Genomic DNA, 24,682 nt, shown 5'->3' on the forward strand with positions numbered 1-24,682 from the left:
CAAGAGCGATCGCCTAAGTTTGTTAAGTTCTCTGATTTGGTTCTTCTAACGGTCTGCCTTTGGGAACTGGTAGCAATGGACGACGGTCATCATAAGGCATGGGGATGTACTGTACTGTCGGGCGTCCGCCTTGTGGTTGCGGGTACAACTCCATCAGGTCGTAAACAATTCGGGGCAGTCCAACCGTTACGGGCAGCCCCATTTCTGTTGCTTCCTCAACGGTAATAGGATAGTCGTGGGTAACACGTCCTGTTGTTAGAGCTTCAACAATATTTTCAATATTTTCTGGCTTAATTTTCTGTTTAGGTGTACAGTCCTTTAACAGAGTTCGCACAAAACGTTGTACCTGCTGAATGGCTTTGCGTGATAGATCTGCCATAATCAGGGTTTGGTCATCAACTTCACTAATAGGCTTTTGTTCTGCAACCTTGAGAATACTGGCGGCTGGAAAGTTGCCTAGTTGAGGATCAACTGGACCTAAGACAGCATTGGCATCCATAACAATTTCATCGGCAGCAAGGGCAAGCATAGTACCGCCACTCATTGCATAGTGAGGTACAAACACTGTGACTTTAGAAGGATGACGAATTAATGCCCTAGCAATTTGTTCAGTGGCTAAGACCAAACCACCAGGAGTATGCAAAATTAAGTCAATCGGGATTTCTGGTGGGGTGAGGCGAATCGCCCGCAGAATTTGTTCTGAATCTTCTATGGTGATGTACCGCGAGAGGGGAATTCCTAGTAAACTAATGGATTCTTGACGATGAATGAGCAAAATGACCCGACTTTTGCGTTGCTGTTGAAATTCTTGAATGCTACGAAAGCGGCGATACTCAATCTGACGTCTTTGCCAAAGCGGTTGTAAGGAAGAAAGCAGAAGAAAAATCCAGAATAAATCACCAATACCGAAGCTCATAAAAATTGTGTTTAAAAATAACGGTTTGCCGTCATTATTTTCCCAATTATTCAGAATCTATAAGTCTATCTGAAGAAGCAAACCCTAAGAAAGACAATCATCTACATTGCCATATTTTGATGGTGTCATCATCACTGCCACTGGCTAAAGTTCGTCTATTAGGGCTAAAGGCAACAGATCTAACATAGTTAGAGTGACCAGTAAGAGTAAAAATTTCTCTCCCTGTACTGATATGCCAAATTTTGATGGTTTGATCCCAACTGCCACTAGCCAGCAATTCTCCGTCTGGGCTAAAAGCAACTGACCACACCGAGTTGAAATGTCCTGTAAGGGTTCGGATTTCTCTGCCTGTATTCACATCCCATAGTTTAATTGTAGAATCGCTACTACCACTGGCGAGAATTTCTCCATCTGGACTAAAGGCGATCGCATTCACAAAAAAAGAATGACCTGTAAGAGTGTTAATTTCTCTGCCTGTACTTACTTGCCACAGTTTGATGGTGTAGTCAGAACTACCACTAGCCAAAATCAGACCGTTTGGACTCCAAGCCACAGACCAAATAGAGTCGGCATGACCGATAAGAGTGGAAATTTCTCTTCCTGATATAACTTGCCATACTTTAACTGTACAGTCGGCGCTACCACTAGCTAGCAGTTTCCCATCAGGACTAAAAACAACAGAATTAATACAGTTAGTATGACCTTTAAATGTACGGACTTCTTTGCCAGAACTGATCAACCACAGTTTAATAGTCTCATCCCAACTACCAGTTGCAAGAAGTTCCCCATCAGGGCTAAAGGCAACAGTATGAACCATACCAGAATGACCAGAAAACCAACGGCCAAGAGTACGTAGTAATTTTCCTGTCGCCAGTTGCCACAGTTTAATAGTATTGTCAGAACTGCCACTAGCCAGTAGTTGTGCATCACTACTAATTGTGACAGATTGAACCATGCTGGCGTGACCTCTGAGGGTATATACGCACTGCCACTCTACTTGACCTGTTAAAACAGTTGTTCGAGATAGTGTGTTTGTAGTTATGGTTTGTGTAGGCGGTGTGGAATTTAAATGCTCGTCACCTTGAGAACTCATCAAAGCTAACCATTCTTGCACGGTTTGCGGGCGATATTTTGGCTGTAATTCCATACCGCGCATGATCAGATAATTTACTCTGTTGCTTAGGTGGGGATTATAGTGTTGCGGGGGTTCTAAAGAAGTACTGTGACGTCTTTCTTCCGCACTAGTTGGTACTACTCCTGTCACTAAGCTGTATAGTGTTGCGGCTAAACCGTAAACATCTATGTATTCTCCTCGTGGTGCTTCCAATTCATACTGTTCGGGAGGAGCGAAACCAGGAGTGCGATAAACCGTATGTTTTTGGATCACATTAGGAATAAATTCTCTGGCAATGCCAAAATCAATTAAGACTGCTTCTGATTTGCCACTACGGATCATAATGTTGCGCGGCTTAATGTCTCTATGTAACAAACCTTTTCGATGAATTATTGTTACAGCCTCACTAATTTGCCGGATATATAGCAGTGCTTCTGATTCCGATAATACTCCTACCCTCCGCAAGCGCTTACCTAAATCTTCTCCTTCGATGTACTCCATCACTATGCAGGGCATATTTCCTTCATCGAAGATATTTTCGATCTGCACTATATGGGGATGGCGACATACGGCCAACCTAACGGCTTCATCTCGAAAATCTAGCCTTAATTTGTCTCGGTGTGGTTTCCAGGCGGGGTTATTAAGAATTTCTTCTTTAAGAGTTTTAATCACTCGTAATTCGCCATGTTCATTTTTGGCGAGATAAGTAAGACCAATTCCGCCTTCGCCTAATCTTCTTTCGAGAATGTAGCGTCCTCCGAATAACCGCTGTCCCGGATGCCAGACCATTAGTATTAATTTTCAAATCTGATATTTATTTTGACACGACAACACAATAGAGTTGGGTAGAAAGATGTTATGCTACGCGCTTGTAGTAGGGCTAACCTTTAGAGAATTGAAATTGTGTTATATGCTACAGCATAACGCTAAATTTCAAATTGTCACTATAGTTTTATTGTTCATGGCAACATAAGAACAATGATCCTCAACTTTTTAAAGTAGTCGGGAATCTTTGTTTTTAATTTTTATAAATGAAATATGATTGCTGAATTAGTTCTTTTGGTAACCAAACTCATGCATTAAGTGGAGCCACTATTTCTCAACTAACAGAAAACTAATTTTTATCGGACATAACCTGTAAAAGTTTGTAGATTTGTTTATAAATAGTTGTGATCAGACTTAAACTAGTCTCTGGAAATAGAGAAGACTCAGGAATAAAGATATGAAAAAATCTTAATTAATTATTTAAAATAATGATTTTTTGAAATTTTATCTCAGACTGAATACAGGCTCATATTTAATTAATGCTCCATCGTGTTTTTAAAATTTTTAATAATTTTATTAAAAATTTCTGGAATCATTCCCAACAAGTGTGTATCTAGTTCTCGACTCATTTTTGTCGGCAAAAAGGTGCTGGAATCACACATAAGATAAAAAGATACAAAAAAAACCTAGGTAACATCTTGATTCCAGCACTTATGATTCCGTATTAATGTAAGAAAAATTACATTAGATTATCTAACAATATCTTGAAATATTTACGCGATCGCCTGTTTTAGAAGATATGATATTTCGGTGTGTAAAATTTTTTATCATGTTTAAAACTGGCTGCGTATTGTCTAAGTTGATTTGATGAAAATATAGCTAAAGTCAAAAACTTTTCTGGTTAAGCTTGAGGTGAGTGAAAAATATGTTAAAAAACTTACAATTGAGACAAAAATTTACAATTTTACTACTTGTAATTCTAATTCTAGGTTTGAGCTTGAGTGGTTTTGCTCTCTCTTCTGTGCTTAGACAAAATGCCAGGCAAGAAATCACCTCAACAGCTTTGATGCTAATGGAAACTATGATTTCTGTTCGCCAATATACTAGTAGTCAAGTTAATCCAGAACTAGTAGATAAGCTAGAAACGGAATTTTTGCCGCAATCTGTACCTGGATATTCAGCACGAGAAGTTTTTGAGAACTTACGGAATAAATCCGGCTACAGAGACTTTTTTTATAAAGAAGCCACACTAAATCCTACAAATCTTCGAGATAAGGCTGATAGTTTTGAGACACAAATTGTCGAGCGGTTTAAAAAAGAAAATAAGTTAAAAGAATTGAGTGGATTTCGTTCTATACCAGGTGGAGAAATTTTCTACACTGCTCGTCCTTTGATAGTTTCTGAACAAAAGTGTCTAGAATGCCATGACACTCCAGAAAGAGCGCCAAAGAGTATGCTTGACCGCTATGGTACTGCGAACGGATTTAATTGGAAATTAGGAGAAATTGTTGGTGCTCAGGTGATAACAGTGCCAGCAACCAGAGTGATCCAAAAAGCGAATCAGTCCTCTATTCTAATTGTGGGACTAGTATCGGCTGTTTTTGCGATCGTCATCTTTTTAGTTAACGTCTTTTTAAATAGGCAAGTAGTACGTCCATTAAAACGCATAACTCGTTTAGCAGAGGAAGTTAGCACAGGACATATGGATGTCGAGTTTGAGCAGTTATCTAATGATGAAATCGGTAATCTTGCTAAAGCCTTTAAGCGGATGAAATTAAGTTTAGAAATGGCCATGAAACGGCTTAAGCGCCCTCATGGCAACACCCACGGAACAGGAGCTTAAATCTTTTATGTAAATAGACGTCGAGTAAATTCTAGAGCTGCTTCTGCCTCTGGAATTTCCTTGGCTAAAAGTTCAACAAATTGGTAAGGAGTGACTTGCTCGTTTTCTGCTAATGTGTCTTCCACAACAAAACTTGCCATTGGCCCTATATAATAGGCTAATGCTTTTTGACAGCGTTGTATGAAGGCTACATTAATTGAGGTATTTCCTTGAGTTCGAGAAGTATTGCCCTGAGTCCGCGAAGTTTGTTGATGTTGAGAAGTTTGTTGATGTTGAGAAGTTTGTTGAGTTGAGGGTGAAATAAAAGTTGTTTCCGCCGGAGATGGAGATACTTTATCTGTCTGCGGCATTATCATTGTCGGTTCCGACTCACGAGTCAGTACAGTCGGAGGAACATCAAACATTGTTGATTGCGATAGATGAGGCTGCCCCATCATCTCAAGATCTGCAAGAACTTCTCTGGAAGTTTGATAACGTTGTCTCGGCGTATCTGCCAGCATCTTATTAAGTATTTCAGCAAAGCCATCGCTGACATAAGTATAAAAACGCCATTTCCATTCCAAACTGTACTGATCCATCAAAAAGGATGGATCTCGCCCTGTTAGCAACACAACACCTGTAACTCCCAAAGCATAAAGATCGCTACTCGGAGAACACAACCCCAAGCTAATCTGTTCGCGGGGAGCATACCCCACTTTTCCCACTAAAGACATTTTGCCGACAAAGGTTGCCTGGTTAGAGTTATTGCCTTCATTGAGATCGGCTATTTGCTTTCCCACTCCAAAATCAATTAGTACGGGCAATGTTTTGCCTTCTGGCAACATAATGTTATCGGGAGAAATATCTCGATGGATAATATGGTGTTGATGGATATATTCCAAAATAGGCAGTAAATTTTTTAACCATCGAATCACCTCATCTTCCGAAAAGTTTTGTCCTTGCTTCTGACGCTCTCGTAATAATGCTGAATAGGTTTTCCCATTCACAAATTCTTGTACCAAGAATAATCGACCATCTCCCTCAAAACAAGCTAGGAATCGAGGTATTTGGGGATGTTCTAGCTGGTGAAGTATTTTCGCCTCTCTTTTAAAGAGATTACGACATTTTTCTAGCCCCCCTTCTCCAGTACCAATAGGGGCAAATTCTTTCAGAACACAAGGTTCGTTGAAGCGTCGAGTATCGAAGGCTAAGTAAGTTCGCCCCAAACCCCCTTGTCCCAAAAGTTGCTGGATGATATAGCGGTTATCTATTATAGTTCCTGAGGGAATTTCCGATTTGATTAAGGGGGACTGAGACATATCATGACGCTCCTAGCTCTATTTATATAAATAATTTGAATTTGGTTTCTTCAGTCAAGATGACTAAAGAAGAATTTTATTTACTGTTTGTGTAGATACTTAGGTAATGATTTACTGAGTGACTATAGCAGCAAGGTTTTTATTAGCTTTAAAGCTTAGATTTTCTAGAATAACTGCTTAGGTATTTACATATAATGACTTTTTGAAAAGAAAATTTACTTTTTTTTGAGCAATTTATTCACTCTAGTAGTGACTTAAACCCTAATTATTTATCAGGATAATTCTCAAGAAATATGCAGGTAAGGTATTAAATTTTGTTAAGAAATATGAGTGTACGACTTGTCTGTTAAGCTTACTTTGGCTGATCAGGTTTTTCTGGTAGAAGCGTCGCAGGTTTTTGCTTAACTCTTCCCTCAAGAGGTTTAACTTTTTCGATTAATTTAATAAACTCGGTATAATTAGGTATTCTAGCAGCAGGAACATAACCAGCGTCGGCGGCAATATCGGCAGGTGCATCGTTCATTGCCTTCTGAATCTGCTGTTGTTGATTTCGTTCTACAGTTGGTGCAAGCAAGACTACTCCAGGTGGTATCCACCGACTTGTGTGTAAAATTCTAAACTTAGTTGTGGCAAATTTTCGTTGATAAAGTTCGAAATCTTGCTCGGATATAGCGCCAGCATCTACAGTTTTGTTACTAATCCACTCCAGTACTGTCTCAGGAGTAGGGGCAGAACGAATTTGAGCCAGGGTTAAGCCATAGAGATCGTACAAAGGAACATAATAACCTGCGGCAGAACCTGTTTCTCCCAAAGCAACTGTTTTGTTGGCCAAGTCTGATATTTTTTTAATTGGCTGCTCGTCTCGCACAATTAGTAAAGAGCGTTGTCTGCTACTCACTCCTTCCATTGAAAACAAAGGAATATAAAGTTCTTTGCCGATCGCGATCGCAGCCAAACCGGGAGCGGCAAATACTATATCCCATCTTTTGCGCTGGATTTGAGCAACGGCTTGCAATTCGTTGTATGCTGGTTCCAGTTCTATGAGCGAACGGGTTTGTGAGCCTATGTAGTCTTTGAAGCGCTCGTACTTATCGAGTGAAACTTTTCCTTCACCGTAGCTGACTACGCCTATAGTTAATCTATTTGGGATATTGTTTGTTTGTTTTGCATTGCATCCTATTCCAAGCTGTCCGATTAACACTAGTAGTATAAGGAGAAAAAAACGTGGCGAAATAATAATTTTCATCACTAAATTGTTATAGATTGATATAAATTTACACACTAACGATTATGATGATAATTATGCAATATCAAATTTGTTTATCTCTATATCCATCAGCTGAAAAAATGCGATCGCACTAAAAATTAACTTTAACTTAAACTTACAGTCAATGTTAATATTTAAAAACTTCTGTTGAATAACATAGATTGTTTTTAACTTATTAGAAAATAGAACTAGTTGATTTAAAAGTATATCCGTAAAATAATTGGTTAGTTTTGTAGTTTAGGGGTGTGACTTTAATTGAGAATATAGGTCGGTTAATCTCATGGCAGGGAGTTTTGAACAAGCCACACTTGTTAGTCCTCAACCTTTTTTGGAATTGAATAATCGCGGTCATATATTGCGGCTTTATCTAAAAAAAGATGAACATCGGCTAGGGCGCGGTCGTGATTGGGCAGATTTAGAAGTGCCGATCGGTTGGGAAGTCTTCTCTAGAAAACAAGCAATCTTAAAAAAAGAAGGAGAAGACTATCGAATTTATGATGGTGATGGTAGCGCTGCCAGTCGCAATGGAATATTTATCAATCAAACCCGAATTAATGCCACTGAAGGCTATCTTTTAAAAAATGGGACGCAACTGGAAATCGGACAATCTCCTCACAACCGCATTCAGTTGACTTACTGTAACCCTGTTGAATCTCCGGTAGTTATTCCTAGTAATCGCCGCTTAGTATTAAAAGGCTTGAAAGAATGGCCTGTACAACTAGGACGCGCCCCCAAGTCGGATCGCTACTCTTCAATGCAGTTAGATGCGCCTACAGTCTCTCGTCTGCACGCTACGATTTATCCAGATGGGCAAGGAAAACACATTCTGCAAGACCTCAGTACAAATGGTATTTTTGTCAACGGTCAAAGAATTTCCAAACGTGTCCATTTAGAGGATGAAAGCAGGATTCAGATTGGCCCTTTTAGCCTGCTATATCGCACCGATTACTTAGAATTACTAAATACTGGTAGTCAAATTCGCTTAGATGTTCACCGCTTGCAGCGCAAGGTGAAAGACAAAGAAGGACGGGAAAAAATCATCCTCAATGATGTCTCTTTGGTGATTGAGCCGGGACAATTGGTGGCTTTGGTGGGTGGTAGTGGTGCTGGTAAGTCCACGTTGATGAAATCTTTACTGGGGATTGAAGCAGTATCTTCTGGCACAGTATACCTGAATGGAGATAATTTGCGGCAGAACTGGCCGATGTATCGATCACAAATCGGCTATGTTCCCCAGGATGATATTGTCCATCCCGATTTAAGAGTAGAAGAAGTTTTAGCTTATGCCTGCAAACTGCGACTTCCACCAGATATAAATGTGAAGCAGGTAGTTGATACTACCCTAGAACAGATTAAACTCACCCATGTGAGAACAAATTTTATTCGCAATCTCAGTGGTGGACAACGCAAACGCGTCAGTATTGGTGTAGAACTGTTAGCCGATCCAAAATTATTCTTTCTAGATGAGCCAACTTCTGGTCTCGATCCAGGTTTAGATAAAGAGATGATGCGCTTGTTGCGGGAGTTGGCAGATCAAGGACGAACAGTAGTGCTAGTTACCCATGCGACAGCAAATATTGAGGTGTGCGATCGCATTGCGTTCATGGGTAGAGGTGGTAAACTATGCTACTATGGGCCACCCCAGCAAGCACTGGGCTTTTTTGAAATGCCCTCAGAAGATTTAAAGTATTTTTCGGATATTTATATCAAACTTGACCAAGGGGGAAATGGCAAGGATGTTGCAGCTACGGTTGACCATTGGTCACTAAAATATCAGCAATCACCAGAATTTAAAACCTACGTTAAATCCCAATTAAAACCTGGTAAGGATCGTACTTCTAAACCTGATGACTCTATCCACACGGGAATATCGCCGCTCAAACAGTTGTGGTTGTTGAGTCAGAGATATTTACAATTAGTTTTACGCGAGCGCGCTAGCATCATTTTCTCATTATTATCGGGGCCAATAGCGATCGGGCTGACTGCTTGGATTTTAAAAGATGAGACGCCCCTCGAAAGACTAGTGCCGCCAGAGATCACGCAAGGCCCTTTAGCGCTTAAAGTACTATTTATCTTCAGCTGTATTGGCATTTGGGTGGGACTTTCTAGTTCTGTACGTGAAATTATCAAAGAAGCAGCCATTTACACGCGAGAACGACTGATTAATTTAGGCTTGTTGCCTTATTTAGGTTCTAAAATATTGATTCGTTCGGGTTTAGCCCTGCTGCAAACTCTATTAATTGTTGTCGCAATTTTAGTTGGTTTTCAAGCACCAGAATCTGATTTATTGCCTTGGTTTCTGGGTTTAGGAATTACGACATTTTTAACTTTGCTGGCTAGTGTTAGCCTCAGTTTAATGATTTCTGCTTTGGTTAAAAGTGAAAACGAAGCAAATAGTATTCTCCCCTTAATTATGATTCCCCAAATAATTCTTTCAGGGGTTTTATTTGAAATGAAAGGATTAGCTGCTAAACTGGGTTGGCTCACAATTAGTAGGTGGTCTATTGGCGCTTATGGAACCCTAATTAATGTTAATGCAATGGTTCCAAAAAGTACTCCAGGTTTACCGTCTTTAGATAATATTTTTAAAACTTCTGCTGTTTACGAGCCAAGTTGGGATAATTTAGGTTTAAATTGGGGAATTCTAGGTGTGCATACATTGGTTTATTTAATCGTGGCGCTGTTGTTACAAAAGCGCAAAGATATTGTGTAATAGAGATTATAAATAAGAAAAAAGAAATGAAGGTTTGATTGATATTTTTTTGTGAGTTTCTGAGCAATATTTATTAACTTATATCTTGCATCTACGCTCTTGTCCGCCAAGAAATAAATTTCTTAGCTCAAAGCCAAAGTCTACTAAAGTAGACTAGGTAAAATTTTCAGTCCGTTTTCTCTGGGCGATCGCTTAATCTACAGTTATAGAATTCCCTAAAATTTTTTCAAAATAACAAAAACTTCAGCAGCACTATAATCAATTGGAATAAGCCTATGACAACCTTAGTAATTAAACCCTCATCTTAGCTAACGACTGGTATTCGAGTCGAAAAAGTCATAATCTTAATTTATTTAAATTGACAGACGACTTAGATTTACGGATGCAAGAACTATTGGATAGAAAAAAGCTGATTCTCTGACACCAGAAGAAGCAGCTGAGTTGAAAGCAATTGGAGAATTAGACGTAATTTTTAGCTACATCAATGCGATGATTTCTTCTGTTGGATGATAGCCAACAATAGGTAATTTCTCACACTTGCGGTTCTATCCCCGCCGCCCGCAATTGTGCTGCTAATAGTTCGGCACTTTGTCGCTCTTGTTCAGCACGTTGTCGTTCTTGTTCGGCTAACTCTGATCCCCACAGTAGTAACTGCCCTTGTTCACTCCACCACCGCAACTAGTATCCTGTAAGATTTTCACGGGTTGCTTGCCACACGCCAAGAAGAGATTCATTTCTGCTATCCAGTAGCGGTTATTTTCATCAGGCGCTTGAATTAAATACTGTTCTGATTTGTGTAATCTATAAACTTCTATACTGCCGTTATCCGGTTCAAAGATGACGTAGTTTGGTACTTTTAAAATGCGTTCGTAGAAAAACCATTTGCCTGGAGGATGAGTCGGTTTGATGGAATACTCTGCACCATCAGTATCGGAAGTAAATTCCATCACGATTACTGGCATATCTCCCTGTAGTTGGGGAGTGTAACTGCGTTTTACCTCTTCCCGCGAAACACTAATACTGGGTATATATGCCCAATCGGGGGCTTTAATGACAATTTTGCCATTCACGGTGGCGCAGATGCCGTAATTTGTTTGTGCTAGGGCGTTTTGAGGTAATTTGCCAGCAAGTTCTAAGCTTTCGGTTAAGGCTGCGGCGAGGGGAGGCTGATTGATGTTATCCACTGGCTCATCTGGCAGTTTGTAATCATCGGGTAATTTTTCCCAAGTGATTTTATAGTCTTGGGTGACAGTTACTGTCATAGTGATTTGTCCTTTCACTAGGGGGTAGGGGTATAGGAGTGTATGAGTGTAGGGGATTATAAATTCAAAATTCAAAACTCAACATAATTTTCCTCACACCCTCACCCCCTTACACCTTTGTTGAAGATTTAATCCTCATCTGGTTCTAAATCAGAATCTTCCAGTGTGTGCTGCGGGATGGCGGCAATAATCGCATCTATTACTTTTGCTACCGGCAAAATCTCGATATTCAAGTCAGGGAATTTTTGTCCTTTCGGTACGATCGCTCGCTTAAATCCCAGTTTTGCCGCTTCTTTCAATCGCAGCTCCATTTGGGATACAGCACGTACTTGCCCGCCTAACCCAACTTCACCTATTAACACAGTACCGGGATCTACAATCCGATCGCGAAAACTAGCAACAAGGGCGATCGCTACTCCCAAATCGACTGCTGGTTCTTCTACGTTCAACCCGCCAGCGGAAGCTACATAGGAATCCAATTTAGACATGGGAATTCCTACCCGCTTTTCTAAGACGGCGAGAATTTGCACAAGGCGATTATAGTCTACACCTGTAGCAGAACGGCGCGGTGAAGGATAACTAGTAGGGCTTACCAAAGCTTGTAATTCCACAACAATGGGACGCGTTCCTTCACAAGCCACTACAATTGCCGTACCAGGAGCAGGATCGTCACGATTGCCCAAAAATAACTCTGAAGGGTTGGGAACTTCTCGCAACCCGTTTTCCACCATTTCAAAAATGCCAATTTCGTGGGTGGCACCAAAACGGTTTTTCACCGTGCGTAATAACCGATGGGAGGCAAAGCGATCGCCTTCAAAATACAACACCGTATCTACTAGGTGTTCTAATACTTTCGGCCCGGCGATCGCCCCTTCTTTGGTGACGTGTCCGACAATTAACATGGTGATGTCTTCGTGCTTTGCCACCTTCATCAAAGCGGCAGTACATTCGCGTACCTGTGCTACCGAACCAGGTGCAGAGGTAAGTGCAGGAAAAAACACTGTTTGAATACTATCAATCACCGCTAGATTTGGTTTGAGAGAGTCCATTTCCTTTAAAATCTCTTCCAAATCTGTTTCTGGTAATACATATAAATCTGCACCTTCTTCATCAGATTCTTGTAACTTTTGTGTCTCTTGGGCTACTTTGCTTTTTCCATTATCATTGTCCACAACATTAAGAACTGGTGTAACTCCTAAACGCGAAGCTCTTAACTTTACTTGTTGTCCTGATTCTTCTCCAGAAACATAAAGTATGCGGTATCTTTGTGCTAGTTCATTTGATACTTGTAACAATAAAGTAGATTTACCGATACCGGGATCACCACCAATTAACACCATTGAACCGGGAACAACACCACCACCTAATACTCGATCTAGTTCCCCATAACCAGAAGCCCAACGCGTTACTTGGCGATCGCTAATTTGGTCGAATCTTAGAGATGATCTTGGCTTGGCTGGTTTATTGGCAGATTTTCCAGTTCCCTGTTGGGAGTGCCAAGCACTTACTCCCCGACTTGGTATATCTGTTGAAGATTGGATGGCAATTTCCTCTTCTAAAGAGTTGTATGTGCCGCAAGCTGGACATTTACCAAACCATTGAGGAGATTCTGCTCCACATTCGTTACAAACGTAATAAGTTTTTTGCTTTGGCATTCTTAAATCTTATTAAATAATCTTAATTTTTCCTTAATTATTCGACCAAACTAAAACTAAATTATGGTGGTACTTACGGCTTTTTTCCAACTTAATGAATGGAATGATATCTTAATATTATGGTATGAAAAATTAATCATGAAAAATTTTAGTTAAGGAGCGTTGAGAAACTTGGAAAGTCATAAAGAAAAAATTCTGGTAGTTGACGATGAAGCCAGTATTCGCCGAATTTTGGAAACGCGCCTTTCTATGATTGGCTACGATGTAGTTACTGCTGGCGATGGGGAAGAAGCATTAGAAACATTTCGCAAAACTGACCCTGATTTGGTTGTTTTGGATGTTATGATGCCTAAGCTAGATGGCTATGGTGTCTGTCAAGAATTACGCAAAGAATCAGACGTCCCAATTATTATGTTAACAGCCTTGGGAGACGTTGCCGATCGCATTACTGGTTTGGAATTAGGTGCTGATGATTACGTAGTTAAACCTTTTTCTCCAAAAGAATTGGAAGCTCGGATTCGCTCTGTTTTGCGGCGCGTAGACAAAACAGGAGCCTCTGGCATTCCCAGTTCAGGAGTAATTCATGTTGGTAATATTAAAATCGACACGAATAAGCGGCAAGTCTATAAAGGTGACGAGCGAATTCGCTTAACTGGTATGGAATTTAGCTTACTAGAGTTATTAGTAAGTCGCTCTGGCGAAGCTTTTTCTCGCTCAGAAATTTTACAAGAAGTTTGGGGATACACACCAGAACGTCATGTTGATACTCGTGTGGTGGATGTGCATATCTCTCGTCTGCGGGCAAAATTGGAAGATGATCCTAGTAACCCAGAGTTAATTCTCACAGCTAGAGGTACAGGTTATTTGTTTCAACGCATTATAGAACCAGGAGAGGAGTAGAACTAATAGAGAGCAGGGGTGATGAGGAAAATCAAACTCTGAACTCCTAACTGCTAACTCAGTATTTAATAGACATGACTAAATCCGATCCGAATCGTGTTTTGCGGCGTCTACCTATCTTTGTTGGTGGGTTAGGCGCTGTACTTTTGCTGATTAATCGTTTGTTAACACCCCAAATTACCGATTCCCAAGCCCGTGCAGATGTGCTGGGTGTAATTTTAAGTGCGGTTTTAATTTTAATAGGTTTGATTTGGCAGCAGGTACAGCCCCGATCGCCTGATGCAGTAGAACTAATTGGAGAAGAGGGTTTTGTACTTGCCCCTGATTTACCAGACAGAGTAAAAACAGAATTAGCTTGGGCATCTCATTTATTATTAACTAATACAGTGACGCGATCGCTTGTAGTTTTTTATCAAGGAAAAGTGTTATTGCGTCGAGGAATTTTAGGTACAAAATCTGAGGTAAAACCAGGAGTAATTTTAAAAAGAGTACTAGAAAAGCAACAGCCAGTTTATTTAGTTGATTTAAAAGTTTATCCAGGCAGAATTGAATTTGATTATCTACCAGAAAATACTCAAGGAGTAATTTGTCAACCTCTTGGTAATCAAAGTGCTTTAATTTTAGGAGCAAATGCTCCTCGCAGTTATACCAAACAAGACGAAAATTGGATAGCTGGAATTGCTGATAAATTAGCTGTTACTTTCAGCGAAGAAATGGCTAATGGCAATTGAAGAAGAACTCAGAATTCAGAATTAAATATGGTAACGAGGTTTTCGAGGCTCTGCCTTCTGCCCTCTGCCTTCTAATTAACAATAAAAACTCATGCAAACAATCTACTGGTTTCTCCTTGCCTTGATGGTTGTAGGTATTATTGGTTCTGTGGTTCCTGCCATTCCAGGAGCTAGCCTCATCTTAATTGCTATCATTATTTGGGGATTTGTTAAAGGTTCTTTTGCTTCTATTAGCGTGCCATTAGTCGTCACGGCTATAGTTTTACTCCTTAGTATTGGAGTAGATTTTTTAGCTGCTTATTTGGGTGCAAAAAAAGCAGGTGCTAGTAAGTGGGGACAAATTGGCGCAATTGTCGGTTTCATTGTTGGATTTCTGGGATTATTGCCGGCTTTGCCTGTGGGAGGCCCGTTGTTAGGAATGTTACTAGGGCCATTGTTAGGAGCAATTATCGCTGAATTTTTGTACCGACGGGATTTTTTCCTAGCTGTGAAAGCAGGTATCGGAATTGTCGTGGGTACGGTAATTGGAACTTTAATTCAGGGATTGCTTGCGATCGCCGCAGTTGTAGTTTTTTTAATTACAACTTGGCCGCAGGTATTTGGTAGTTAAAAAGGGTACAGGGTTGGGGGAATAGAGAATAGTATTTAAACCCCGAACCATGACAGTTTTACAACCTATTTTGTTAATGGTAGAGACGGTATTGAACTTTTAGGAAATATCGCTAGTTCTGTCTCTGGATCAAAAAAGTGAATTTTTTCTGGTGTAAACGATAACCAAACTTGCTCACCAACTCTTATAAATCGCTCTGGAGGTACTCGTACTTGTAGGGAATTCTTAAATGTGCCAGCTTGTTGAAAACTGGTTCCTACAAGTTTCGTAGAAAGAAAAGAATCGTTGCCAAGATTTTCTGCCAATTCTACTTGAACTGGTAAATTTTTGGTGGCAGGTACACTTAAAGTCAAATGTTCTGGGCGAATTCCTAAAATCAGCTTGCGTCCGTCGTATTTTTGTAAAGCACTTCCCCAAAAGTCTGGGAGGGTGAAACGAAAATCGCCATTGGTAATTAATAAGGGAGCGTGAAACTCCACAGGGATAAAATTCATTGGCGGTGAACCAATAAATTCGGCAACAAAAAGATTGGCAGGACGATTATAAAGTTCCAACGGCCGATCAACTTGCTGGAGTTGACCTTGATTGAGAATAGCAATGCGATCGCCCATTGTCATTGCTTCTGTTTGATCGTGAGTGACGTAAATAGTTGTTGTCCCTAGTTGGCGTTGCAGTTTAACAATTTGAGCGCGAGTTTCTGCACGCAATTTTGCATCTAAATTAGAAAGCGGTTCATCCATTAAAAAAACTTGGGGGTTACGTGCGATCGCTCGCCCTAGTGCAACTCGTTGCCTTTGTCCCCCAGATAATTGCTTGGGTAAACGGTTTAGTAAAGCTTCAATCTGCAACAGTTGGGCAACATACCGTACCTGTTCATGTACTGCCCGTTCTTTTTCAGAAATATAGCGGAGTCCTTTGGGGAAATTTCTTGTCAATCCTACCAACAAATTTTCTGCAACAGAGAGATTCTCTCCTTCTGTTGATCGGCGTCGCAATCCAAAAGCAATGTTGTCATACACCGTCATGTGAGGATAGAGGGCATAATTTTGAAACACCATTGCAATATCGCGTTCCTTGGGAGGGAGATTGTTAATTAGGCGATCGCCCACCCAGATATTACCTCCAGTCATCGCTTCTAACCCAGCTATAAGCCGCAGCAAGGTGCTTTTACCACAACCAGAAGGCCCCACCAGCACCATAAATTCACCATCTGCTACGGTGAGATTAATTCGCCGCAAGACATTCACGCTATCTGCACTTTTTGGAGTTGCTGCTTCCTCACTTTTCTCAGACGTAGATGTGAGTTGGGTTTGTAAAGCAACACTTTCCCCTTTCCGAGGGGGAAAACTTTTATAAACGTTTTCTAAAACTACCTGCGCCACGAGTGTTAGTTACCGCAATTGTTCAAAATCACCAGTCGTTGAATTTTGGATTTGAGATTTTAGATTGACTTTATCTTGATTTATGGCAATGGTTATTTATCCCATGAGTAAGGATAAACGATATAAAACTTTTAGCGCTCATGATACACGTTTGTAGTGATTACGAAAAGTGATTATGATACCTCACGGCTTTTGGATAACCAATTTGCTTATAGCCCTCATCAATAGCGGGCGCTTTACCCATCACATTTCATAAATCAACAGCTTTTACGATCACAACTGTACTATTTTGGAAGAAAGCAGATTTGGGAATTGTGTTTATGGCTTCTGAACTCACCTCAAGTCCTTTTTCAACTCCAGACGCCAACTCCTGTCTACATTTTATACTTACAAATACAAATTTTTGTATTCTCGGTGGTGACTTGTCTTTGCCGCTCAAGTTAAGACTTAATATGGTACATTTATACTATTTAGGTGCGAAGTAAAACAAGGGTACTCACTGGGCTTTTATGCTAAAACAGTTTCAATGCCAAGGGTAGAAATATGTATCAATATGGAAATAGTTAATAAATCTGAATCAAGAGCAAAAACAAAAATTGCGAGATATAAACGTAAGATTACGGTGGCATTAAGTGTATAAGTTTACTTACTTTTGTTGAATTATTGATATCAGGCAGTAAGTCCAAGATTAGCACTTAGCATTTTTTGTAGTCAGGAGGATGAAATGAATAGCTGCATTTTGATGGTGGAAATTATCAAAGAGCCAGAACTGCGTTATACCCCAGATGGATTGGAACTAACAGAAATGCTGGTGCAGTTTTCAGCTACACGGGAAGGTGAATCACCGGCAACTTTGAGAGTAGTAGGTTGGGGCAATTTGGCAAAAGAAGTTCAGCAGAGCTATCACGTGGGCGATCGCGTACTTGTAGAAGGGCGTTTGGGAATGCACACCATTGATCGCCCTGAGGGTTTCAAAGAAAAACGGGCTGAATTAACATTGCAAAAAATTTATCCGCTAGTTGTGAGTGGGAATGTTAGTGCATCGCCAGCAATACCTGTTGCTAGTGCCGCCCAGAAGACAGTTTCCAATTACGAGTCACCACCATTGAGTAAAACTGCTCCAGCTCCAAATAAAGTTGGTGTCACTTCTCAAAAAGAGTTTTCAGAACCTGTAGCGCCAAGCTCTAATTACGAACATAGTTCTTATTCGACACCAGTTCCAAATGAAGAACCGGATATTGACGACATTCCTTTTTAGCTCAGAGAGTGCCAGACAAAAACATGGCTTGAAAAAGTTATAGAAATGTTAAGGAGGCTACAACTGGAAGTCTTTGTAGCCATCCTGACACACACTTTTCATATAACAAAAGTTAGATTCAACACAAAACAAGATAGCGACTGTTAAAATCCTAATAATTTTAAATTTAAGATTAATACCCGGCTTCTATGAAAGAAACTATCCTAGATGTTCGCAATCTGCAAGTTGAATTTGCTGGCGATGACAAAATAGTTAAAGCCGTAGATGATATTTCCTTTAAATTGCATTGTGGTGAGACTCTAGGAATAGTTGGAGAGTCGGGAAGTGGAAAATCAGTAACAGCCCTAGCGGTGATGGGTTTGCTACAGTCTCCAGGTGTAATCAGTGGCGGGGAAATTTGGTTTCATCCCCAGGAGAATGGCAAATCCCTCAATTTAGTAGAGTTGCCTCCTAAAGAAATGCAATTGTACCGGGGTGGCGACATCGCTATGGTTTTTCAAGAACCAATGACTTCCCTAAATCCGGTTTATACGATTGGTTTCCAGCTTGTAGAAGCAATTTTGCGACATCAGAAGATTTCTACACAACAAGCCCGACAACAAGCGATCGCTCGTCTACAAGAAGTAAAACTGCTTCCGAGCGATGAGCAGATCAAACAACAATACTCAAAAACTACCCAAGACGAACACCAGCTGCTGAAGTTAGTAAATCAACACAAAGAAGCAGTTCTAGAACGTTACCCGCATCAGCTTTCGGGGGGGCAGTTGCAACGTGTGATGATTGCAATGGCAATTTCTTGTAACCCATTAATATTAATTGCCGATGAACCAACCACAGCGTTGGATGTGACGGTGCAAGCGACAATTATTGACTTGCTGCGAGAATTGCAGACTAGTCGCAACATGGCATTGATTTTTATCACCCACGATTTGGGACTAATCGCGGAAGTTGCAGATAGAGTTGCAGTGATGTACAGAGGCAAGATTGTCGAATTTGACGATGCAGTCAAAATTTTTGCTAATCCCCAGCATCCCTATACTAAAGGCTTGGTAGCTTGTCGTCCCAAACTTCACCGCCATCCCCAAAAGCTGCTCACTGTTGCTGACTATATGAGCGTGGAGGAACTGGCAACAGGACAAGCGATCGTTCAGGCAAAAGAACCTACCGAACCTCCAGATTTAACGCCCGAAGAAATTGCCCAAAGATTGGCAATCTTAGAAAAAGAACAACCCTTGTTGGAAATACACGATCTCAAGGTAGGCTTTCCCGTCAAAGGAATGTTTGGTGGTACAAAACGCTACACCATGGCAGTAAATGGCGTATCCTTTGATGTTAAACGTGGGGAAACACTAGGATTAGTTGGAGAATCGGGTTGTGGTAAAACTACCTTAGGTAGAACCTTATTGCGGTTAATCGAACCAATGGGGGGGCAGATTGTCTTTGAAGGGCGAGATATTACTACCCTCAAAGGTGAAGCATTGCAAAAACTGCGACGGGAAATGCAAATTGTCTTCCAAAACCCTTTTAGCGCTTTAGATCCGCGCATGAAAGTGGGAGCAGCGATCGCAGAACCGTTGGTAATTCACTCTATTGCCAAGACAAAACAACAACAGCGAGAACGGGTAGCTTATTTATTAGAAAGGGTGGGTTTGAGTGCAGATGCCATGAACCGCTATCCCCATCAATTTTCTGGTGGGCAACGGCAGCGAATTTGTATTGCCCGCTCTTTAGCTTTAAATCCTAAGTTTATTATCTGCGATGAATCGGTTTCGGCTTTAGATGTATCAGTGCAGGCACAGGTACTAAATTTACTTAAAGAATTGCAAGGTGAATTTGGTTTGACTTATATTTTCATTTCCCATGACTTGAGTGTCGTCAAATTTATGAGCGATCGCATTCTGGTGATGAATCAAGGTCAAATTGTAGAGCAAGGTATAGCTGAAAACATCTACCGCGAACCAAAAGAAGAATACACGCAAAGATTAATTGCTTCCATTCCCACTGGCAGCCCTGAAAGGATACAGCAGCGTCACTTAAGAGCATCGTAAGACTAAAAAACCTGCGATTATGTCAAGTGGTTAAAATCCAGTTATGAATATACTTTTCGCTCTTCTTTTCCGGTACAATCTGCTGGTGATTGTCTAAAACAATTCAACCAAAGATAGGGGAATCCTTCGTCATTCCATTTCTGCTTGAGGATGACGAAAAATTCTGCATTTGTTTTTGATGCAAGCTACACTCCTATCGAAATTCAAAAATATGTGAGTGTAAGTGTGCGTATAAGGGGTAACCATGCGTCGGTTGTCATTCGTTTTGTCCGCAGCTTTACTGCTTAATTTGTTCGCCATTACTAAATCCAGTAGTATTACCTTTGGCGAGTCAGATGAAGGACGTCACCCTAATGTTGGCGCCCTCTCGGCTGATTTTGATGGTACAGGTACGAAATCTGCCTTCTGTACGGGTACTTTGGTTGCGCCGAGGGTTGTGCTAACAGCAGCACACTGCCTTGACTTTCTCCCTGGCTACGGCGTTAGTACAGTTTACGTTAGCTTCAATCAAACGTTCGATCAATCCAATACATTTTACAGTGGTAGTTACGTTCCCCACCCAGAATACGGCAAAAATCAGAACGATCCGAAGGATATCGGTGTCATCCTGTTAAATGAGGAACCACTACAACCTGGGACGTTAATACCGCTACCTCTAGCCAAGCTGCCTCAGGCTGGTTTACTTGATAACTTGAAGGCTCAAGGAAAGCTTAAAAATCAAGTTTTTACTGCTGTCGGTTATGGACAAGTGCGTGAGACAAAGCGTTTGGGGCCACGGGCAATCATGGATAATGCTAATCGAAACATGGTACTGCAAACATTCCAGGCGTTGAACAAAGCTTGGTTGCGGTTGTCTCAAAATCCCTCGACGGGAGATGGTGGCACTTGTTACGGCGACTCTGGCGGGCCACATTTCCTTGGCGGCGCGGAATCAGACCTGATTGTAGCAATTACTAGCACGGGTGACACTGTTTGCCGAGCCACTGATGTAGATTATCGGCTGGATACGCCTTCAGCACGTAATTTTTTGCAGCAGTTTGGAGTTCAACTGCCCTAGTTTATGTAATTTAAATAACAATGCTATCTGCGTGAAAGTGGTGTTCGCTCAACTAACAACCCGCTTAGAATTTGGGCGTTGCTGAATCAGGGAATGATTTTGCCCTATTTTGAGCGAATTATTAATAGTTTCAGTCCCTAATTCATCTCGCATTTATGCAACACCAGAATTTGTTACATCGGTAGTTCAATCCGAAACTCTGCACCCTTACCTAAACTAGAAATACAAGTAATTTGTCCTTGATGTTTTTCTATAATCTGGTGGCTAATAGCCAGACTCATTCCCCGCAGACGCTGATCTCCAGACTTTGTTGTGAAGATGGGATCAAAGATTCTCGGTTGAATATCTTCTGCTATTCCAATTCCATTATCGATTATTTGGATCAACACTTTTTTCTCTGTTACTGATGGGCGATCGCTACTAACCACAGATGTGCGAATTGTAATCTTGCTTGGATTGATGGCAATTTCATCCAGTGTATGCTGACGATGGCGCTCCTCCAGCGCGTCGATCGCATTTGTGAGCAGAGCCATAAACACCTGATTAAGTTCACTGGCATAGCATTCAATCAATGGTAGATAGCTGTATTCTTTCACCACTTGAATTTCTGGTAAGCCCAATCTTGCCTTGAATCGATTGCTCAGAATCAACAATGTACTGTCTAATCCGTCATGAATATCTACAGACTTGAGCTTTGCCTCATCCAGGCGTGAAAAGTTTCGCAATGAGTGAACAATATCGCGGATGCGGCTTGCACCTGCTTGCATTGACTGCAACAGCTTGGGTAGATCTTCTCGAACAAACTCAACGTTAGTCGCCTCCAACTCTTGTTGTAGTTCAGAACCTGGTGTAGTTAATTCCTGTTGGTAAAGATGCAGTAGGTTGAGCAAATTATTTATATAAGCATCAGCATGAGCAAGATTGCCATAGATAAAGTTGATTGGATTATTGATTTCATGGGCAATTCCTGCAACCAGTTGCCCCAAGCTCGACATTTTTGCACTTTGAATCAAGCGAACTTGAGTGTGTTGCAGTTCCTGCAATGCCTGCTCTAACTGCATCGCTTTCTCACGCTGCTGGGCTTCAGATTGCCGCAATGCCTGATTTAACTTGGCAAGTTCATTCGCTTGACGCAACACAATGCCAACTAGGGCAGTTCTCAACTCATCTACAGCTTCCACTTCACAAGGCTTCCAGGGTTGCGAGGTTAGCTGTACAGTTTCTTGCCATAGTTCAAATGAGCCGCGAGGCGAAAGCCGCTCGGTTCCATCCTCGGCAATTTCCACTGACTTGTTCGGATTGCCAGCCCAATTAACGGTGTGAATAACTTCTGGGCGAAACCATAATACATATTGGCTCGCAGAGATAGCGATCGCCAACAATCCACTAGCAACTTCTTTGAAAGTTTTCGCTTCTGGATAAAGCTGAGGCAGTGAATTTGTCTGGAACACGGTTTGTGTCATGGTTTGAGTTAACCACTCAACCAAGGCTTGAATCTCTTCTGGTTTAGGCGTGTTGCCAATTACCTTACAATCGCCATTGAACCAAATTCCAGCACCGCCAGCTTGCGCCAAATTAAGTAAATTAGGTTGATACTTTAGCAAGCCATCAGTAAAGTTATTTTCAAAATTATTTTCAGCAAATACATACTCAATTAGTTTGTTCTGAATAGATTTTAAGTAAAGCTTGTAGTCTTGATCTTCATTAGCTTCCAAATAGGGAATTTGTGACGACATTACCTGCCCGATAAATTCACACGCTGTTCTGACTTCGTAGGCAATCTGCTTGGGGGAATAGTGATGGCAGGCAATTAATCCCCACAACTTTTGTTCGGCAATTAACGAAATTGACATAGATGCACCCACCCCCATATTTTTGAGATATTGAATATGAAGGGGAGAGACGCTTCTGAGGACTGAAAAACTCAAGTCTAGCGATTGATCGTATAGATGTGCAGTTGTAGGAATAATTTCCACAGGCTGATAGTTCACATCAGCAATGAGTCGAATCCAGTTCTGTAGATAAAGTCGCCTTGCCTGTTTGGGTACATCAGAAGCGGGATAGCGCAACCCCAGAAATGCTGACAATGTGTCCGATTTTTCTTCCGCAACGATTGTCCCATGTCCTTCTGGGTCGAATTTATAGATCATTACCCGATCCATGCCAGTCAGCTTGCGAATCTCCCTGACAGCTGTTTGACATAATTCTTCTAGGGTTTTTGCTTTCTGGATGCTGCTAGCGGAGGTTCTCACCAGATGGTAAAGATCCAAAAAAGATAGAACTTCTGGCGTGAGTGAATGCTCTAGTTCTAAAATTAATAACCCGTGAGAACGATGGGCAATACCATTGCAAAGAAAAGACTTGTTCTCAAGCTTAAGCGACAGTTTCAGAGGATTGACATTCTCAAGTTCAGGTTGCGATAGGCTTTGTTTCAATGAATCAAATGCATAAGAATCGAGCAAATTACCCAAACTTTGATTAAGTAAACTTTCTGGTGATACTCCTAAAAAACTTAGGGTATTGCTACTAACCCGCAAAATTTTTAGATCCGGTTCTTGTAATACAAACAATACACCATGGGGTTGAATCGAACCAGGAATATGAATGGGTTCGCGATCACAGTTTGTTAAATCAACAATTTGAATCGTAGAATCTTCGTTGCTGCTATTCATAAATGGGAATTAACGTAAGCAGTAATTAACCAAATTGGTTTGTCTTAGTGTTCCCATTCTTGAAGTGAATAGCACAGTCTGATTAGTCATTTGTTAGTGGTTAGTAGTTAGTAGGTAGGAGTTAATTTTTACTTGTTAACCCCTATCCCCTGTCTCCTTGTCCCCTCCTGTCCCCTCTCCCTCACCCAACCTTCTCGGCAATTCTCAATTTGGCAGAACGAGAACGGGGATTAATATCAATTTCTTCTGCTTGGGCAATAATTGGCTTTTTCGTCACAATCTTCAATATTGGCGAATTTTTAAAACTATGCTTGACAATCCTGTCTTCCAAGCTATGAAAACTGATGATTGCGATTCTGCCACCTGAGACGAGAGCATTTGGTACTTTTTCTAAAAAGGTTTCCAGAGATTTTAACTCGTCGTTAACAACAATTCGCAGTGCTTGAAAAACACGGGTAGCAGGGTGAATTCTGCCGTAACGGTATTTGGGGGGAACAGAAGATGCGATCGCTTCTGCTAAATCAGTAGTAGTCTTAAACGGACGCTGTTCGACAATGCGTCTGGCAATGCGCCGCGATAGTCTTTCTTCTCCATATTTAAAGAAAATTTCAGCTAATTCAGCTTCATCCCAATCATTAATCACATCAGCTGCTGTCAGGGATTGTTGCCTATTCATCCGCATATCTAAACTAGCAGTATGGCGAAAGCTAAAACCCCGCTCTGGCTGATCCAGATGATAAGAACTCACACCCAAATCGGCAAGCATACCGTCAAAAGTATGAGATGGGTACTTATAAGCAGCAAAATTACTGTGAATAAAACTAACTCTCTCCCCAAACTCTGCTAAGTTCTTCTTCGCTGCTGCCAATGCATCTTCATCGCGATCGAGCGCCGTTACTCGTACATCTGGTACCGCTTCAAGAATTAGCCGAGTATGCCCACCACCACCTACCGTTGCATCAAGATAATTTCCCCTCGAATGCACTGCTAAACCTTCAATAACTTCTTTTGGTAAGACGGGAATATGGGAAAAAATTGGTTCTTCGATATCTAATGCTTGCGAGGAATGAGACATATAAACTGGTGCAGAAATGGACAATGAGGACACGAACTTCAACGACACGGACGAGTTCAATATTGAGTATCTGAACCAATATATCAAAATGCTCTTGATTTAAAGTCATACTTATG

16 protein-coding genes and 1 pseudogene are annotated in these 24,682 nt (G+C 41.0%); 8 read left to right on the forward strand and 9 right to left on the reverse strand.

Features of this window, described 5'->3' with window-relative positions; genetic code table 11:
* Positions 1-22: 22 nt before the first annotated feature.
* A complete protein-coding gene (locus QUB80_RS09725) occupies positions 23-916 on the reverse strand; it encodes an SDH family Clp fold serine proteinase (protein ID WP_289789297.1) in 894 nt (297 codons plus the stop codon).
* A gap of 97 nt (positions 917-1,013) precedes the next feature.
* Positions 1,014-2,819, reverse strand: a complete 1,806-nt coding sequence (locus tag QUB80_RS09730; protein WP_289789298.1) for a serine/threonine-protein kinase — start codon at positions 2,817-2,819, stop codon at positions 1,014-1,016.
* A gap of 901 nt (positions 2,820-3,720) precedes the next feature.
* Here QUB80_RS09730 and QUB80_RS09735 point away from each other — a divergent pair.
* Positions 3,721-4,638, forward strand: coding sequence for a Tll0287-like domain-containing protein (locus QUB80_RS09735; RefSeq protein WP_289789299.1), 918 nt, complete (start codon positions 3,721-3,723; stop codon positions 4,636-4,638).
* Between the two features lie 5 nt (positions 4,639-4,643).
* Here QUB80_RS09735 and QUB80_RS09740 read toward each other — a convergent pair whose 3' ends face one another.
* Positions 4,644-5,936, reverse strand: a complete 1,293-nt coding sequence (locus tag QUB80_RS09740; RefSeq protein WP_289789300.1) for a serine/threonine-protein kinase — start codon at positions 5,934-5,936, stop codon at positions 4,644-4,646.
* A 352-nt stretch (positions 5,937-6,288) separates the two neighbouring features.
* A complete protein-coding gene (locus tag QUB80_RS09745; protein WP_289789301.1) occupies positions 6,289-7,182 on the reverse strand; it encodes a phosphate/phosphite/phosphonate ABC transporter substrate-binding protein in 894 nt (297 codons plus the stop codon).
* A gap of 301 nt (positions 7,183-7,483) precedes the next feature.
* On the opposite strand from QUB80_RS09745, the gene QUB80_RS09750 reads away from it, so the two are divergent.
* Positions 7,484-9,916, forward strand: a complete 2,433-nt coding sequence (locus QUB80_RS09750) for an ATP-binding cassette domain-containing protein (protein ID WP_289789302.1) — start codon at positions 7,484-7,486, stop codon at positions 9,914-9,916.
* 531 nt (positions 9,917-10,447) lie between these two features.
* On the opposite strand, the pseudogene QUB80_RS09760 reads toward QUB80_RS09750, so the two are convergent.
* Both QUB80_RS09760 and radA read right to left on the reverse strand, forming a co-directional pair.
* Positions 10,448-11,178: pseudogene (locus tag QUB80_RS09760) on the reverse strand (Uma2 family endonuclease).
* Positions 11,179-11,306: 128 nt separating this feature from the next.
* Positions 11,307-12,833 carry a DNA repair protein RadA gene (gene radA / locus QUB80_RS09765; protein ID WP_289789303.1) on the reverse strand — a complete coding sequence of 509 codons (1,527 nt, stop codon included), beginning with the start codon at positions 12,831-12,833 and terminating at the stop codon, positions 11,307-11,309.
* A 171-nt stretch (positions 12,834-13,004) separates the two neighbouring features.
* On the opposite strand from radA, the gene rpaB reads away from it, so the two are divergent.
* From rpaB to QUB80_RS09780, 3 genes are all read left to right on the forward strand, one after another.
* Positions 13,005-13,733 (forward strand): response regulator transcription factor RpaB, encoded by a 729-nt coding sequence (gene rpaB / locus QUB80_RS09770; RefSeq protein ID WP_016872551.1) that lies wholly within the window; start codon positions 13,005-13,007, stop codon positions 13,731-13,733.
* A gap of 74 nt (positions 13,734-13,807) precedes the next feature.
* Positions 13,808-14,464, forward strand: a complete 657-nt coding sequence (locus tag QUB80_RS09775; protein WP_289789304.1) for a cofactor assembly of complex C subunit B — start codon at positions 13,808-13,810, stop codon at positions 14,462-14,464.
* Between the two features lie 91 nt (positions 14,465-14,555).
* Positions 14,556-15,074 (forward strand): DUF456 domain-containing protein, encoded by a 519-nt coding sequence (locus QUB80_RS09780; protein WP_289789305.1) that lies wholly within the window; start codon positions 14,556-14,558, stop codon positions 15,072-15,074.
* A 65-nt stretch (positions 15,075-15,139) separates the two neighbouring features.
* On the opposite strand, the gene QUB80_RS09785 is transcribed toward QUB80_RS09780, so the two are convergent.
* Entirely contained in the window at positions 15,140-16,456 is a 1,317-nt protein-coding gene (locus tag QUB80_RS09785; RefSeq protein WP_289789306.1) for an ABC transporter ATP-binding protein, read from the reverse strand.
* A 724-nt stretch (positions 16,457-17,180) separates the two neighbouring features.
* Between QUB80_RS09785 and QUB80_RS09790 the strand changes: the two genes are divergently transcribed.
* The 3 genes from QUB80_RS09790 to QUB80_RS09800 all read left to right on the forward strand — a co-directional run bounded on the left by QUB80_RS09790 (position 17,181) and on the right by QUB80_RS09800 (position 20,819).
* On the forward strand, positions 17,181-17,714 hold the full coding sequence (locus tag QUB80_RS09790) for a single-stranded DNA-binding protein (protein WP_289789307.1): 534 nt from the start codon (positions 17,181-17,183) through the stop codon (positions 17,712-17,714).
* A gap of 188 nt (positions 17,715-17,902) precedes the next feature.
* On the forward strand, positions 17,903-19,762 hold the full coding sequence (locus tag QUB80_RS09795) for an ABC transporter ATP-binding protein (RefSeq protein WP_289789308.1): 1,860 nt from the start codon (positions 17,903-17,905) through the stop codon (positions 19,760-19,762).
* 244 nt (positions 19,763-20,006) lie between these two features.
* The gene (locus QUB80_RS09800; protein ID WP_289789309.1) at positions 20,007-20,819 is read left to right on the forward strand and encodes a S1 family peptidase; all 813 of its coding nucleotides are present in this window, start codon (positions 20,007-20,009) and stop codon (positions 20,817-20,819) included.
* 173 nt (positions 20,820-20,992) lie between these two features.
* On the opposite strand, the gene QUB80_RS09805 is transcribed toward QUB80_RS09800, so the two are convergent.
* Positions 20,993-23,491 carry an ATP-binding protein gene (locus QUB80_RS09805; protein WP_289789310.1) on the reverse strand — a complete coding sequence of 833 codons (2,499 nt, stop codon included), beginning with the start codon at positions 23,489-23,491 and terminating at the stop codon, positions 20,993-20,995.
* Positions 23,492-23,672: 181 nt separating this feature from the next.
* On the reverse strand, positions 23,673-24,566 hold the full coding sequence (gene rsmH / locus QUB80_RS09810) for a 16S rRNA (cytosine(1402)-N(4))-methyltransferase RsmH (RefSeq protein WP_289789311.1): 894 nt from the start codon (positions 24,564-24,566) through the stop codon (positions 23,673-23,675).
* Positions 24,567-24,682: the final 116 nt, after the last annotated feature.

Origin of the sequence: Chlorogloeopsis sp. ULAP01, from assembly GCF_030381805.1 — a bacterium.
In the GTDB taxonomy this organism is placed as follows: Bacteria; Cyanobacteriota; Cyanobacteriia; order Cyanobacteriales; family Nostocaceae; genus Chlorogloeopsis.

What these genes read in the sequence shown, in the direction of transcription:
- QUB80_RS09750 (WP_289789302.1), top strand. Translation starts at nt 7,484, where the DNA reads ATGGCAGGGAGTTTTGAACAAGCCACACTTGTTAGTCCTCAACCTTTT.
- QUB80_RS09790 (WP_289789307.1), top strand. Translation starts at nt 17,181, where the DNA reads ATGAATAGCTGCATTTTGATGGTGGAAATTATCAAAGAGCCAGAACTG.
- QUB80_RS09795 (WP_289789308.1), top strand. Translation starts at nt 17,903, where the DNA reads ATGAAAGAAACTATCCTAGATGTTCGCAATCTGCAAGTTGAATTTGCT.
- QUB80_RS09800 (WP_289789309.1), top strand. Translation starts at nt 20,007, where the DNA reads ATGCGTCGGTTGTCATTCGTTTTGTCCGCAGCTTTACTGCTTAATTTG.
- QUB80_RS09725 (WP_289789297.1), bottom strand. Translation starts at nt 916, where the DNA reads ATGAGCTTCGGTATTGGTGATTTATTCTGGATTTTTCTTCTGCTTTCT.
- QUB80_RS09740 (WP_289789300.1), bottom strand. Translation starts at nt 5,936, where the DNA reads ATGTCTCAGTCCCCCTTAATCAAATCGGAAATTCCCTCAGGAACTATA.
- QUB80_RS09730 (WP_289789298.1), bottom strand. Translation starts at nt 2,819, where the DNA reads ATGGTCTGGCATCCGGGACAGCGGTTATTCGGAGGACGCTACATTCTC.
- rsmH (WP_289789311.1), bottom strand. Translation starts at nt 24,566, where the DNA reads ATGTCTCATTCCTCGCAAGCATTAGATATCGAAGAACCAATTTTTTCC.
- radA (WP_289789303.1), bottom strand. Translation starts at nt 12,833, where the DNA reads ATGCCAAAGCAAAAAACTTATTACGTTTGTAACGAATGTGGAGCAGAA.
- QUB80_RS09780 (WP_289789305.1), top strand. Translation starts at nt 14,556, where the DNA reads ATGCAAACAATCTACTGGTTTCTCCTTGCCTTGATGGTTGTAGGTATT.
- QUB80_RS09805 (WP_289789310.1), bottom strand. Translation starts at nt 23,491, where the DNA reads ATGAATAGCAGCAACGAAGATTCTACGATTCAAATTGTTGATTTAACA.
- QUB80_RS09775 (WP_289789304.1), top strand. Translation starts at nt 13,808, where the DNA reads ATGACTAAATCCGATCCGAATCGTGTTTTGCGGCGTCTACCTATCTTT.
- QUB80_RS09745 (WP_289789301.1), bottom strand. Translation starts at nt 7,182, where the DNA reads ATGAAAATTATTATTTCGCCACGTTTTTTTCTCCTTATACTACTAGTG.
- QUB80_RS09735 (WP_289789299.1), top strand. Translation starts at nt 3,721, where the DNA reads ATGTTAAAAAACTTACAATTGAGACAAAAATTTACAATTTTACTACTT.